This is a genomic window from Mesorhizobium sp. M0119, from assembly GCF_040322615.1.
GTDB lineage: Bacteria > Pseudomonadota > Alphaproteobacteria > Rhizobiales > Rhizobiaceae > Mesorhizobium.
In genome coordinates this window covers 14,588-28,452 of record NZ_JAMYTU010000033.1, presented here as the reverse complement: position 1 = coordinate 28,452, position 13,865 = coordinate 14,588, and the positions used below count along the sequence as shown (strand labels likewise).

11 protein-coding genes and 1 pseudogene are annotated in these 13,865 nt (G+C 62.1%); 7 read left to right on the top strand and 5 right to left on the bottom strand.

What is annotated here, in order from left to right:
• Positions 1–231 precede the first annotated feature (231 nt).
• The 4 genes from NKJ40_RS24250 (at position 232) to NKJ40_RS24235 (ending at position 5,650) form a co-directional block, all read left to right on the top strand.
• A complete protein-coding gene (locus NKJ40_RS24250) occupies positions 232–2,181 on the top strand; it encodes a PrkA family serine protein kinase (protein ID WP_292655462.1) in 1,950 nt (649 codons plus the stop codon).
• 19 nt (positions 2,182–2,200) lie between these two features.
• The gene (locus tag NKJ40_RS24245; protein WP_352468243.1) at positions 2,201–3,523 is read left to right on the top strand and encodes a YeaH/YhbH family protein; all 1,323 of its coding nucleotides are present in this window, start codon (positions 2,201–2,203) and stop codon (positions 3,521–3,523) included.
• Positions 3,523–5,061: a SpoVR family protein gene (locus NKJ40_RS24240; RefSeq protein ID WP_352468242.1), complete on the top strand. Its 1,539-nt coding sequence runs from the start codon at positions 3,523–3,525 to the stop codon at positions 5,059–5,061. The genes NKJ40_RS24245 and NKJ40_RS24240 overlap by 1 nt, the downstream gene beginning before the upstream one ends.
• Before the next feature lie 142 nt (positions 5,062–5,203).
• Positions 5,204–5,650: a DUF1772 domain-containing protein gene (locus NKJ40_RS24235; RefSeq protein ID WP_352468241.1), complete on the top strand. Its 447-nt coding sequence runs from the start codon at positions 5,204–5,206 to the stop codon at positions 5,648–5,650.
• Between the two features lie 117 nt (positions 5,651–5,767).
• Here the strand turns inward: NKJ40_RS24235 and NKJ40_RS24230 are convergent, their stop codons facing one another.
• Positions 5,768–6,013 carry a hypothetical protein gene (locus tag NKJ40_RS24230; RefSeq protein ID WP_352468240.1) on the bottom strand — a complete coding sequence of 82 codons (246 nt, stop codon included), beginning with the start codon at positions 6,011–6,013 and terminating at the stop codon, positions 5,768–5,770.
• A 39-nt stretch (positions 6,014–6,052) separates the two neighbouring features.
• Positions 6,053–8,053, bottom strand: coding sequence for a protein-L-isoaspartate(D-aspartate) O-methyltransferase (locus NKJ40_RS24225; protein ID WP_352468239.1), 2,001 nt, complete (start codon positions 8,051–8,053; stop codon positions 6,053–6,055).
• 276 nt (positions 8,054–8,329) lie between these two features.
• Between NKJ40_RS24225 and NKJ40_RS24220 the strand changes: the two genes are divergently transcribed.
• Positions 8,330–10,741 (top strand): phosphoketolase family protein, encoded by a 2,412-nt coding sequence (locus NKJ40_RS24220; RefSeq protein ID WP_352468238.1) that lies wholly within the window; start codon positions 8,330–8,332, stop codon positions 10,739–10,741.
• The gene (locus tag NKJ40_RS24215; RefSeq protein WP_352468237.1) at positions 10,741–11,934 is read left to right on the top strand and encodes an acetate/propionate family kinase; all 1,194 of its coding nucleotides are present in this window, start codon (positions 10,741–10,743) and stop codon (positions 11,932–11,934) included. Before NKJ40_RS24220 ends, NKJ40_RS24215 begins: the two co-directional genes overlap by 1 nt.
• Before the next feature lie 23 nt (positions 11,935–11,957).
• On the opposite strand, the pseudogene NKJ40_RS24210 reads toward NKJ40_RS24215, so the two are convergent.
• Together NKJ40_RS24210 and NKJ40_RS24205 are read right to left on the bottom strand one after the other, a co-directional pair.
• Positions 11,958–12,245: pseudogene (locus NKJ40_RS24210) on the bottom strand (ATP-binding protein); the annotation flags it as partial.
• 79 nt (positions 12,246–12,324) lie between these two features.
• Entirely contained in the window at positions 12,325–12,540 is a 216-nt protein-coding gene (locus NKJ40_RS24205) for a KTSC domain-containing protein (RefSeq protein WP_292655442.1), read from the bottom strand.
• A gap of 128 nt (positions 12,541–12,668) precedes the next feature.
• Here NKJ40_RS24205 and NKJ40_RS24200 point away from each other — a divergent pair, with 128 nt between their 5' ends.
• A complete protein-coding gene (locus NKJ40_RS24200) occupies positions 12,669–13,262 on the top strand; it encodes an alpha-ketoglutarate-dependent dioxygenase AlkB (protein WP_352468236.1) in 594 nt (197 codons plus the stop codon).
• A gap of 64 nt (positions 13,263–13,326) precedes the next feature.
• Here NKJ40_RS24200 and NKJ40_RS24195 read toward each other — a convergent pair whose 3' ends face one another.
• Complete coding sequence (locus NKJ40_RS24195; protein WP_352468235.1) at positions 13,327–13,791, bottom strand: NUDIX hydrolase; 465 nt, start codon at positions 13,789–13,791, stop codon at positions 13,327–13,329.
• Between the last annotated feature and the right edge of the window lie 74 nt (positions 13,792–13,865).

Here is a 13,865-nt window from a genome sequence, read left to right as displayed (position 1 = left end):
CCGTTCCTCCGTCTTGTTGGATGTCGCCCGCAGGACGTGGTGCGATTCAGGATTTTGTGCCTCGGGCAGGACGTTCCACGCCTTGTCTGCACTCAGGATGCACTTATCTAGACTCTTATCATTCGGTCACATGCACTCTCTGCGAAGTGAAGGGAACCACAAGGGCTTTCCAACATTTGGTTGTTCAAGAGACAAACGTGCAGCCACACCGGCTCCGGGGCGAGGAATACCATGCGTGAGAATCAATCCGACGTCTTCGATCTGTTTTCCGAGGTCTACAAGAATGCGGCGCAGGAGGAGATTAGCCTCCAGCAATATCTGCTTGCATGCCGCGAGGACAAGTCGATGTACGCCTCGGCACCCGAACGGATGGTCGAGGCGATCGGCGAGCCGACCTTTGTCGATACCAGCAAGGACGAGCGGCTCGGCCGTATTTTTTCGAACCGGACGATCAAGATCTATCCAACCTTCGCCGACTTTTACGGCATGGAGGATACGATCGAGCGTATCGCCGGTTATTTCCGCTATGCCTCGCAAGGGCTCGAGGAACGCAAGCAGATCCTCTATCTCCTCGGCCCGGTCGGCGGCGGCAAGTCCTCGCTTGCGGAGCAGCTGAAAAGGCTGATGGAGCAGCGTCCGATCTATACGCTGAAGGTCGGCGGCCAGGTCAGCCCGGTCTTCGAATCGCCGCTCGGGCTGTTCGATCCCGACCGCATGGGCGACCTTTTGGAGGACAAATATGGCATCGCCCGGCGGCGGCTGAACGGCCTGATCTCGCCCTGGGCGGCCAAGCGCCTCGACGAATTGTCCGGCGACATCTCCAAATTCAGCGTCGTCAAGCTGATCCCGTCCAGGCTGCGCCAGATCGGCATCGCCAAGACCGAGCCGGGCGACGAGAACAACCAGGACGTGTCGGCCCTGGTCGGCAAGGTCGACATCAGGCAGCTGGAAAACTTCAGCCAGTCCGATCCGGACGCCTACTCCTATAGCGGCGGGCTGAACCGGACGACGCAAGGGTTGCTCGAATTCGTCGAGATGTTCAAGGCGCCGATCAAGGTGCTGCATCCGCTGCTGACCGCCACCCAGGAAGGCAGCTACAACGGCACCGAGAATTTCGGCGCTTTCCCCTATCAGGGCATCATCGTTGCCCATTCCAACGAATCGGAATGGCTGCAGTTCAAGAACAACAAGAACAACGAGGCGTTCCTCGACCGCATTCTGGTGGTCAAGGTGCCGTATTGCCTGCGCGTCACCGAAGAGCGGCAGATCTACGAGAAGCTGTTGCGCGAAAGCGAACTGGCTAACAGCCCCTGCGCTCCGGAAGTGCTCGATATCCTCAGCCGGTTCACCGTCTCGACCCGCCTGGCCGAACACGATAATTCGCCGCTCTACACCAAGATGCGCGTCTATGACGGCGAGAACCTCAAAGAAACCGATCCCAAGGCGAAGTCGGTCCAGGAGTACCGAAACGCGGCCGGTGTCGATGAAGGCATGACCGGCGTCAGCACCCGCTTCGCCTTCAAGATCCTGTCGCAGACCTTCAACTACGACACCGAAGAGGTCGCCGCCGATCCGGTGCATCTGATGTACATCCTGGAAGAGGCGATCAAGCGCGAGCAGTTCCCGAAGGAAACAGAGGCGGACTATCTCGATTTCATCAAATCGGAGCTGGCCACCCGTTATGCCGAGTTCATCGGCCACGAGATCCAGAAGGCCTATCTGGAATCCTACAGCGAATACGGCCAGAATCTGTTCGACCGCTATATCGCCTATGCCGATGCCTGGATCGAGGATCAGGACTACAAGGATACCGATACCGGCCAGATCCTCAATCGCGAGGTTTTGGACAACGAACTGTCGCAGGTCGAAAAACCGGCCGGCATCGCCAATCCCAAGGACTTCCGCAACGAAGTGGTGAAGTTCACGCTGCGCGCGCGGGCCAGAAACCATGGCCGCAACCCGTCATGGACAAGCTATGAAAAGCTGCGCGAGGTCATCGAGAAGCGGATGTTCGGGCAGGTCGAGGATCTGCTGCCGGTGATCAGTTTCGGCTCCAAGCAGGACAGCGTGACGGAGAAGCGGCATACCGAATTCGTGCAGCGGATGATCCAGCGCGGTTACACCGAGCGCCAGGTCCGCCGGCTGGTGGACTGGTACATGCGGGTGAACAAGGCGGGTTGAAGCCAGCCCGGGGTAACATATGCCGATCTTCATCGATCGCCGACTGAACCCGAAGGACAAAAGCCTCGGCAACCGGCAGCGTTTCCTGCGGCGGGCTCGCGAAGAGTTGAAGCGCACCATCCGCGATCAGATCCGCACCGGCAAGATCGCCGACGTGGATGCCGAGCATGCCGTTTCGATGCCGGCGCGGGGCACCGGCGAGCCGAGCTTCAACGATGCCAGGAACAGCGGCAGCCGCCGGCACGTCCTGCCCGGCAACAAGCATTTTGCTCCAGGCGACCGGCTGCCCAAGCCCGGCCAGGGCGGCGGCATGGGATCAGCCCCGGGGAGAACCGAATCGGAGGACGATTTCCGTTTCGTGCTGTCGCGCGAAGAGGTGCTCGACCTCTTTTTCGAAGACCTCGAACTGCCTGATATGGTCAAGCTCAACCTGAAGGAGATCCTCGCCTTCAAGCCGCGCCGGGCCGGCTTCGCCGCGACCGGCTCGCCGACCAACATCAATGTCGGGCGCACGATGCGCAACAGCCACGGCCGCCGCATAGCGCTCAGGCGCCCCAAGCACGAGGAACTCGACGCGATCGCGCAGGAGATTGCGTCGCTGGAGGCGAAGCCGCAAAACGCCGAGATGCGCCAGCGCATCGTGGCGCTTCAGGAAGAGTTCGATCGGCTGGAGCGCCGCCGCAAGCGGATCGCCTTTGTCGATCCAGTCGATATCCGCTTCAACCGCTTCGACGCGCAGCCGGTGCCGAATGCCAACGCGGTGATGTTCTGCCTCATGGACGTGTCCGGTTCGATGGGCGAACGCGAGAAGGATCTGGCCAAGCGCTTCTTCGTGCTGCTGCACCTGTTCCTGAAACGGCGCTACGACCGGACCGAGGTGGTCTTCATCCGCCACACGCACGAGGCGCAGGAGGTCGACGAGGAAACCTTCTTCTACAACACCCAGAGCGGCGGTACGGTGGTTTCCACGGCGCTCGAGGAGATGCACCGCATCGTCGAGCAACGCTATCCCAGCCGCGAATGGAACATCTATGTCGCCCAGGCCTCGGACGGCGACAATTTCGTCACCGATTCCGAGCGCTGCATCGCACTTCTCGATGAACAGATCATGCGGCTCTGCCAGTATTTCGCCTATGTCGAGATCCTCGACGAGCGCGAGAGCCATATCTTCGGCGCTACCGACAACGGCACGTCGCTATGGCGTGCCTACAGTGCGGTCAAGCTGAGATGGTCGAATTTCCAGATGAGCCGCATCGCCACCGCGGCCGACATCTACCCGGTTTTCCGCCAACTCTTCGCCAGACAGCCGGGTTATCAAAAGAGCGGTGAAAGAGGGGGCTGATGGAGAGCAGATCCAGGCTGCTGTTTTCCGGTTCCGACTGGGATTTCAGGACGCTGTCGCGCGCCTACGAGACCATCGAGGCGATCGCCACCGAAGAGCTCCACCTCGACATCTATCCGGTACAAATGGAGATCATCTCGTCCGAACAGATGCTCGACGCCTATTCCTCGGTCGGCATGCCGCTGATGTACCGGCACTGGTCGTTCGGCAAGCACTACCTCTACCAGGAATTGCTCTATCGCAAAGGCGGGCGAGGGCTCGCCTATGAACTCGTCATCAATTCGAATCCCTGCATCGTCTATCTGATGGAGGAAAACACCATGGCCCTGCAGGCCCTGGTGACGGCGCACGCGGCACTCGGCCACAACCATTTCTTCAAGAACAATTATCTGTTCCGGCAGTGGACGGACGCCGGCGCCATCCTCAGCTATCTGGACTTTGCCAAGGGCTACATTGCCCGCTGCGAGGAGCGGCATGGCGTCGATGCGGTGGAAGAGATCCTCGATGCCGCACATGCGCTGATGGAACAGGGCGTGTTCAGATACCACCGGCCGCCGAAGCTGTCGTCGGAAAAGCAGCGCGAGGGCCTTCGCGAGCGCCTGGAATACGAGGAGCGCTCCTACAATGATCTGTGGCGCACGCTGCCGCCGTCCAAGGACGGCACCAAGGTCCGCGAGACGGACACCGTGGCGGAGCGCAAGAAATCGCTCAAGCTGCCCGAGGAGAACCTGCTTTATTTCCTGGAGAAGAACAGCCTGATCCTGGAACCATGGCAGCGTGAGGTCGTCCGGATTGTCCGCGTCATCGCGCAGTATTTCTATCCCCAACGGCAAACGCAGGTGATGAACGAGGGCTGCGCCACCTTCGTGCATTACACGCTGATGAACCTTTTGTTCGATCGCGGCCTGATCGGCGAAGGTGCCATGCTGGAAATCCTGCGCAACCATTCGAACGTGATCTTCCAGCCAGGGTTCGACGATCCGCGCTTTTCCGGTATCAACCCTTACGCGCTGGGTCTCGACATGATGCAGGACATCCAGCGCATCTCGACCGCGCCGACGGCCGAGGACCGCGACTGGTTCCCCGATATCGCCGGCAATGGCGACTGGCGCCAGACCTTGCTGGACGCCTGGGCCAACCATCGCGACGAGTCCTTCATCCGCCAATATCTGAGCCCTACCCTGATACGGAAATGGCGGTTCTTTGTCCTTGCCGATGCCGCCAACGACCCCCATTACGAAGTCGCCTCGATACACAATGAGCGCGGCTACGAGAGCGTCCGCGCCGCACTCGCCCACAGCTACGACATCGGCGCCAGCCGGCCGGACATCCAGGTGGTGGACGTGGACCTGCTCGGCGACCGGCATCTGCGCCTGCAGCACAAGGTCAAGGACGGCATCGTGCTGGAAGGCGGCAGCCGCGACGCCACGCTGCGCCACATCCGCAAGCTCTGGGGCTACGAGGTCAGCATGGTCGCGGTCGACGCGCAGACCGGCGCCACGCTCCACGAACGGTCTACCAGCCAGATCGGGGAATGACCGAACCGGCCTGCGGGGAAGTCGGGTGTCATAGCCTTTACCGGATCACCAACGACCCTATCTACGCGCGCACCTTGGCATGGTCGGGAGCAGGAACATGCGCGCATTGATGATCGCCACCCTTCTTCTGGTCGCCGTCTCGATGGCGCTCTCGCTCGCGCACGCTTTGGAATTGCCCGGCAAGTTGCGCCTCAAGGAGGCCACCTACAGATCAGTGCAGGCGATCTACTATCCCGGCTTCACGATCGGCGGGTTCGCCGAGATCGGCGGCATCATTGCACTCGCCGTCCTGCTCTACCTGACGCCCTATCCAAGCGCCCGATTTTTGTGGACCTTGGCGGCGCTTGTCTTCTTGCTGGCGGAGCATGCGACCTATTGGTTGGTCACGCATCCCGTCAATAATTTCTGGGTGCAAGACACTGCCATGCCGAAATCAGCCGCGACGTTTTTTTCTATGTTCTCTCGAAAGCAGACCGGCGACTGGAGAGATTTGCGCAACGTCTGGGAGGCTTCGCATGTCGCAAGGGCAGGCCTAGCGATGCTGAGCCTCGTCTCAATTGCTGTCGCCGCGACATTTTTTGCCGAATAGCGCCGAGGAGATCAAGACGGCGCCCTTGTCCGCCAATTGCGGCTACGAACGCTGCATCCGTCAGATCAGGCAACGGACCCGGCGCCGTATTGTCTTGACGTCAAGCGATCCGGCCGTTCAGCGGTTGGCGCGATGCTTGTTGTGGGCGCTTTCCTGGTGCTCGCCGCGGATGATGTTGCGATCGTCGGGATCGGCAATATCCTTCGGGTCCGATCTGAGCTCGGCACCGCGCCGGAACGCCTCGCGCTCTTGCCTGGTCTTTTTCAAATCCGCTTCGGCGTCGAAATCCTTGCCGGCGTTTTTCGTGTTCTCGCGCTCCTCGATGATGCGCAACTGCTGCTCATGAGTCTTTTTTCCGGCCATCGGTGACCTCCTTCTTTCCATTTTCCGCTTCCCAAGCTGCTAAAGCCCGAAAGGATAGGTCTCGGGAAGGCCTGTCCCCGCATGTTCCGGCCCAAGCGGCGTCACGGCACTGGTTTCATCGAACCAGACGAAAGCATCGAACTGGCGGGCGAGCGAGGCATCCGCATAGTGGCTGTGCAACTCGGTCTCGGGCCGGTAGATGACGCCGATAAAGCGTTCCAGCCGGCGCTCCAGAAGCCGTTGGCGCAGCGTGTCGTCGCGCTCGAAATCGAGAAGGAAAGGCGAGACGCCGCTGTCGTGGCAAAGCCGCTCATAGCTGTCGTTGTGGGAAGGCCGCACCAGTTTCACTTCCATGTCGCCGTCCCAGTCGGTCGCCGCGGCCACCGTCCCGGAATGCGTACTGAGCCCAATCAAGCCAACTTCGTCGCCAAGACGCTGGCGGCAGAGCTGGCCGATGTTCACTTCGTCCCTGACGATCCCCATCTCGGTGTAGCGAGCATCGCCGATATGGGAATTATGTGCCCACACCACCGCCTTGGCATTCGGGCCGCGGGCCTGCAGCAGGTGCTCCAGCGTTTCGAACATGTGGGTGTCGCGCAGGTTCCAGGATTGCGCGCCGCCATAATACATGGTGCGGTAATAACGCTCGGCGGAGGCGACCAGGCGGGCGTTCTGGGTGGCGTCGAGGAAATCGATACCGTCCTGCTGCGCATAGTCGAGCTCTCTGGAAAGCAGTTCCCGGCATTGCTCGAGCACGGCCTTCTCGCATTTCTGGTAACCGGAGGTGAGTGCGACACGGCCATAGGTGGCCGGGTCGTTCTGCCACGGCGTCAGGCAGCCATAGCGTTCGCGCGCGATCCTCGCCGCCTGCGGATCGACCCGGTCGAGATATTGCAAAACCGCCGCGATCGACCCGCCCATATTGTAGATGTCGAGGCCATAGAACCCGGCCCGCCGGGAGGATATCCTGATCCGCTCATTATGCTCTCGCATCCAGTCGACGAACGCAGCGACGTCGGTGTTGCGCCACATCCAGGTGGGAAAGCGCTGGAACGGCGGATCGGCGCCCGGCCGTGGTGGCCGGTGGCGGACGTAGCGGTCGATCGCCGCGGCATCGGGCCAGTCGGCCTCGACCGCGACGATGGTGAAGCCATGCTTCTCGATCAGCCTGCGAGTGATCGCGGCGCGCGCACGGTAGAACTCCGACGTACCGTGACTGGCTTCGCCGAGCAAGACGACGCGGCGGTCGGCAAACCGGTCGAACAGCCCACCGAAGGCCGGATCGTCGAAATCCGGAAGCGGTTCGGCTGCGGCCGCTATCATCTGTGGCAGGCTGCTCCTGCGCTGATGCCGGTGCGGAAGATCGGCCGCTATTTGGCTGTCGCTGCCTGGCTCGCCCCAGCCTTGCTCGCCGATCAGCGGAACAAACCGCACGCCGCCGAAATCCTCCTCGGTGTAAGTTGCTGCGCCGGTCCGGGTGACCTTGAGCAGGCGCTGCGCGTCGAATTCGTCGCCGACCGGGATGATAAGCCGGCCGGCGACGTCGAGCTGTTCTTGCAGAGCGAGCGGTGCGCCGGGTCCAGCGGCGGCAACCAGGATCGCATCGAAGGGCGCCGCTTCGGGCCAGCCCTTGGTGCCGTCGCCAGTGCGGACTTCGATATTGTCGTAGCCAAGCTTTTTGAACCGTTGCCTTGCCGTTTCAGCCAACGCGGCGTGGCGCTCGATCGTGTAGACGCGTTCGACGACGCGGCTCATTACGGCAGCCGCATAGCCGGAGCCGGTGCCGACCTCGAGAACATGGTCACCAGCTCCGATCTCCGCCATTTCGATCATCAACGCAACGATAAAGGGCTGCGATATCGTCTGACCTTCGGCGATCGGCAGCGGCCCATCCTCATAAGCGAACTCTTCGAAGCCCGGATCGACGAAAGCCTCGCGCGGAACCTCCCGCATCGCCTGCAGGACATTGCGGTCGCGAATGCCACGGCGGCTTAGGTGGACGTCCACCATACGATCACGGGCATCGGAGAGATCGAGCATTTTTTGCTCCTTTTGCAGACCCCTCCGCCCCAATGAACCAAGCGTCCTCAAGGGCAACTAGGTTCATGTCCCGTACGTCCCTGGAATTGCGGTCCCGTGAATTCCTGGATTCCGTACGTCTCTCTAACCGTTGGCGAGCCTCGAGGTTCCCAAGTGACCGACCGGCTTTTGCTGGCGAGGGGCAGCGCCCGCCCAAACTTATTTCGAGGCAAATCCTTTCTCCGAGGCGACGCCACTCCAGATACCGACGGACGAGGGTATTCCGGAGGCATTTCCATGAACGACGAGGCCACCACCACTGCGCAGACAACCGGCCTTGACCAGATCGATCTGATGGACCGCTACTGGCGCGCCGCGAACTACATCTCGGTTGGCCAGATCTATCTGCTCGAGAATCCGCTCCTGCGCGAGCCTTTGCGGCCCGAGCACATCAAGCCACGGCTGCTCGGCCATTGGGGCACGACGCCCGGCCTCAATTTCATCTATGTGCATCTGAACCGGATCATCCGTGAACGTGGTCTCGATGTTCTGTTCATCTGCGGGCCGGGTCACGGCGGCCCGGCAATGGTCGCCAACACCTGGCTCGAGGGCACCTACAGCGAGATCTATCCCGAGGTCGGCGGGGACGAAGACGGCCTGCGAAAGCTGTTCCGGCAGTTCTCGTTTCCCGGCGGAGTGCCGAGCCACGCGGCTCCGGAGACGCCCGGCTCGATCCACGAAGGCGGAGAACTCGGCTATGCGCTGGTTCATGCCTTCGGCGCCGCCTTCGACAATCCGAACCTTGTCGTTGCCTGCGTCGTCGGCGACGGCGAAGCCGAGACCGGCCCGCTCGCCGCGGCCTGGCATTCCAACAAGTTCCTGAACCCGGCATCCGACGGTGCCGTCCTGCCGATCCTACATCTCAATGGCTACAAGATCGCCAGCCCGACGATCCTCGGCCGCATGGAAGACGAGGCGTTGCGCAGCCTGTTCCTCGGCTATGGCTACGAAACCTTCTTCGTGGAAGGCCATGAGCCTGCCCCGATGCATCGGGAGATGGCCCGCACGCTCGATACCGTGCTCGACCGGATCCACTCCATCCAGGAGCCTGCACGAGCCGCGGGCTGGAAGGGAGAGCGGCCGCTGTGGCCGATGATCGTGCTGCGCAGCCCCAAGGGCTGGACCGGGCCGAAAGAGGTCGACGGCAAGAAGGTCGAGGACTTCTGGCGTTCGCACCAGGTACCGGTGTCGAACGCACGCGGCGACGCGGCGCACCGACAGATCCTCGAAGACTGGATGCGCAGTTACGAGCCGGAAAAACTGTTCGATAAAGGCGGGCATCTCCTGGCGGAACTCGCGGCGCTGGCGCCTACGGGGTCAAGACGCATGGGCGCAATCCCCTACGCCAATGGCGGCCTGCTGAAACAAGACCTCGTGCTTCCCGATTGGAAAGGCCTGGCGCTCGACGTACCGCGTCCGGGCGGTACCGTCGGAGAGGCGACGCGAACCGTCGGAAGCTATCTTCGCGATGTGATCCGCTTGAACGCCGATGCCAGGAATTTCCGGCTGATGGGACCGGACGAGACGTCCTCCAACCGCCTCGACGACGTGTTCGAGGTTACGGACCGGGTCTGGATGGAGCGGATCGAGCCCTACGACGTCCATCTTTCCCGCGACGGCCGCGTCATGGAAGTGCTCAGCGAGCACCTTTGCCAAGGCTGGCTGGAGGGCTATCTGCTGACCGGCCGCCACGGCCTGTTCTCGTGCTACGAGGCGTTCGTCCACATTGTCGATTCCATGGTCAACCAGCACGCCAAATGGCTGAAGACCTCCGGCGAACTTGCCTGGCGCAAGCCGATCGCCTCGCTCAACTACCTGCTGACCTCGCATGTCTGGCGGCAGGATCACAACGGCTTCAGCCATCAGGATCCGGGCTTTGCCGATTTCGTCGCCAACAAGAAGGCCGACACGGTAAGGCTCTATTTCCCGCCGGATGCCAACACGCTGCTGTGGATCACCGACCATTGCCTGAAAACCTACAACCGCATCAACGTCATCGTCGCCGGCAAGCAGCCGGCGCCGCAATGGCTGTCCGCCGAAGACGCGGAAGCGCACTGCAGGGTCGGCGCGGGCATCTGGGAATGGGCCGGGACGGTTGCCAAGGGCGAAGATCCGGATGTGGTCCTGGCTTGCGCCGGCGACGTGCCGACGCTGGAGACGCTTGCCGCAGCCGACATCCTGCGCTCGGGCATTCCGGACCTGAAGATCCGCGTCGTCAATGTCGTCGACCTGATGATTTTGCAGTCGAATTCCGAGCATCCGCATGGTTTTGCCGACGACAGATTCGACGCACTGTTCACCAGGGCCAAGCCGGTCATCTTCGCCTATCACGGCTACCCCTATCTCATTCACCGTCTGACCTACCGGCGCGCCAACCACGACAACATGCATGTGCATGGCTTTCGCGAGGAAGGCACGACGACGACGCCGTTCGATATGGTCGTGCTCAACCAGCTCGACCGCTATCATCTGGCGCTCGCAGCGATCGCGCGCGTGCCGGGGCTAGCCCAGCGGGCGAAGGATCTAGCCGCGGCGCTGCATGGGAAATTGGCTGAGCACACGGCCTATGTCCGCGAACATGGCGAGGACCTGCCCGAGATCCAGAATTGGTCTTGGCCGCAGGACGGCGCGACGAGGGCCGGCGATTGATGCGACGATCGATCCTTGCGTTGAATGCCGGCTCGTCGAGCATCAAGTTCAGACTTTACGACCTTTCGGCGTCCACCGAGCTGGATCTTGCCTCGCGCGGTTCGCTGGATCTGGGCGATGCGCCAAGGCTGACCGCGAAAGCCGCCGATGGCGAGCTGCAGTGCGATCGGCCACTTGCCGCAGATGCATCACGCGACATAGGCCCCGATATAGGCATCGGCCAGATGCTGCAATGGATCGAGAACGAACTTGGCGGACGGAAACTGATCGCCGCCGGCCATCGCATCGTCCATGGCGGACGCGAGTTCGTCGACCCTGTCCGCCTGACGCCGACAATTATCGAGGCGCTCGACAGGCTGACCCCGCTTGCGCCACTGCACCAGCCGCGCAGTCTCGCACCAATCCGGGCGCTTGCCGCGCTGCGGCCGGACCTGCCGCAGGTCGGATGTTTCGACACGGCCTTCCATCGGACCATCGAGCCTCTGGTCAGCCGTTTCGCGCTGCCGCGCCACTATGAGGCAGACGGCATCCACCGCTACGGCTTTCACGGGCTTTCCTACGAATATGTCGCCGGCCGGCTCAAGCAGATATCGCCCGATCTGGCGGCAAAAAGAACCATCGTCGCCCATCTCGGCAATGGGGCGAGCCTGTGCGCCATGCGCGAAGGCAAAAGCGTCGATACGACGATGGGCTTTTCGGCGCTTGACGGCTTGGTCATGGGCACACGCTGCGGCGCCATCGATCCGGGCGTGCTTTTGTACCTGTTGTTGGAAAGAGGCGTTTCGGGAGAGGCGCTGCAAGACATGCTCTACGAGGAATCCGGCCTGCTCGGCGTGTCCGGCATTTCCGGCGACATGCGCACGCTGGAGGCCAGCGACGACCGCCGGGCTCGCGAAGCGGTGGAGCTTTTCGCCTTCCGCGCCGCCAGGGAAGTTGCCGCCCTCGCCAACACGCTGGGCGGGCTGGAATGCCTGGTGTTCACCGGCGGCATCGGCGAGCACTCTGCCCCGGCCCGCAAAGCGATTTGCGGCAGGCTTGACTGGCTCGGCGTGGCGATCGACAAGACGGCCAACAGCTCCCATGCCGCGCTCATCAGCCGGGCGGACAGCAAGGTCGAAGTCCGCGTCGTCGCGACCGACGAAGAAGGGGTCATCGCCCACCATACGCGCAAGGTAATGGAGGAGCCCGGCTGATGCGGATGGCCTTGCTCGACCGGCTACGTCGCGAGGGCGGCCGATCTGTTGAACACAATGGTCACCCGCGTTCCGTTGCCAGGGGTCGAATCCACCTCGAACCGCGCTTTGGCATTTTCGGTCAGCGATTGAGCGATCAGCGCTCCGAGCTTGCCGGGTCTCGGCCAGGTCTCGCCTTCGGGCAGGCCGATGCCATCATCGCCGACTACGATGCGAAAACCGTCGCCATCGACGACGCTGCGCAGCGTGATCGTGCCGCCTTCGCGACCCAGAAAGGCGTGCTTCAGCGCGTTCGTCAAAAGCTCATTGAGGTCACTCGCCAACTGCGAAGTCCCGGCGCGGCCACGCATGGCGGAGAGCCGAGATGATGGTTGGGAAGCGCCTGAAGGCTCAGCTCGAATGGCTCTGCTCGACCAGATGGTATTTATACCGGTCGCGAATATGCGTGTTGAAGAACCGGCCCTTCGACGAGGCTTTGCGGAATGCCGCGTGGACCTGCGGCGGCACGTCCTCGTAGTCATAGCGGTTTCCGCTCGGGACGAACCATACGGAGAGGACCCTCGTCACCGGCTGGTAATCGATGCTTCTGATGGCAGTTGAAGGCATCTCGACAGGTCCAATGCTCGGCAGTGCTCCAATCCAGGCAATCGTGTGAATAACCCTGCACGGGGAGCGAGGTTCCTTCCTGCCGAAGCAGCCTTGCCGCTGCGGGCCGGCTTCACCAAATACGGTTGATGCCACCGCTCAAGACATCGGCTGCAGCCCGCCAGGGCGATCTCTTTGCCGCCACCGACGACCTGCCGGAAGGATTTCACTACCAGCCTGAACTGATCACGCCGGACGAAGAAGCAGCGTTGGCAAGCCAGCTCGCAACCCTGCCTTTTCAGGCCTTCGACTTTCACGGCCATCTGGCAAACCGTCGGGTGGTCGGCTTCGGGCTGCGTTACGACTACGATCGGCTCGAAGTCGTCGAGGCACCGCCGATACCCGGCTTTCTGCTGCCGCTCAGGGGAAAGGTTGCAGCCTTTGCCCGCCTGCCGGCCGAAACCTTCGTGCAGGTGCTGATCAACGAGTACCGGCCGGGCGCCGGTATCGGCTGGCACCGCGACAAGCCTCATTTCGAGGCGGTCGCCGGCGTTTCGCTGCTGGCCGCCTGCAGCTTTCGCCTGCGCCGGAAAAACGGCACGCGATGGGATCGCAAGACGGTCACCGTCGAGCCAAGATCGGCCTATCTGATGACGGGTGCTGCGCGCAACGAATGGGAGCACAGCATTCCGCCGGTTGCCGCGCGCCGCTATTCGATCACGTTGCGCACGCTGCGGCCGTAACGCGCTTAGAGCAGAGCGGTGAGGAAGCCCGAGCGCTGCCCTTAAGAACTGGGCTGAAACAAATTCATCCGTCGCCATGCCGACCGGCCAAATCCGCCAGCATGGCGCGCTGGCCCTTCAGGATCTTGAGGTTGGCTTCAGGCAGGGAGAACCAGCCCGCTCTGTCGACTTCGGGAAATTCCTTCATCGAGCCGGACCTTGGCGGCCATTCCATGACGAAGGTGTTGCTGCTGATGGCGTCGCTGTCGAAGTCCGCTTCGACGCACCATGCGATGACGAGCTTGCCACCCGGCTGCCGGTAGCTGCCAAGGTGTCGGAAAACTCCATCGATGGCGACGCCGAGTTCCTCTTCGGCCTCGCGTTTTGCCGCCGCCAGCTCGTCCTCGTTCTCGTCGACCAAGCCCTTCGGGATCGACCATGCGCCGTCGTCCTTCTTCGCCCAGAATGGGCCGCCCGGATGCACCAGCAACACCTGAAGTGAACCTCTGCTTTGGCGATAAATGAGCAACCCTGCGCTGCGTTTGGCCATTCCGCTATTCCCCTGACGAAAATGAAACGAACGTTCTCGTCCGGGCCAGCGTATGGAGCAGCCTGCCACGGCGG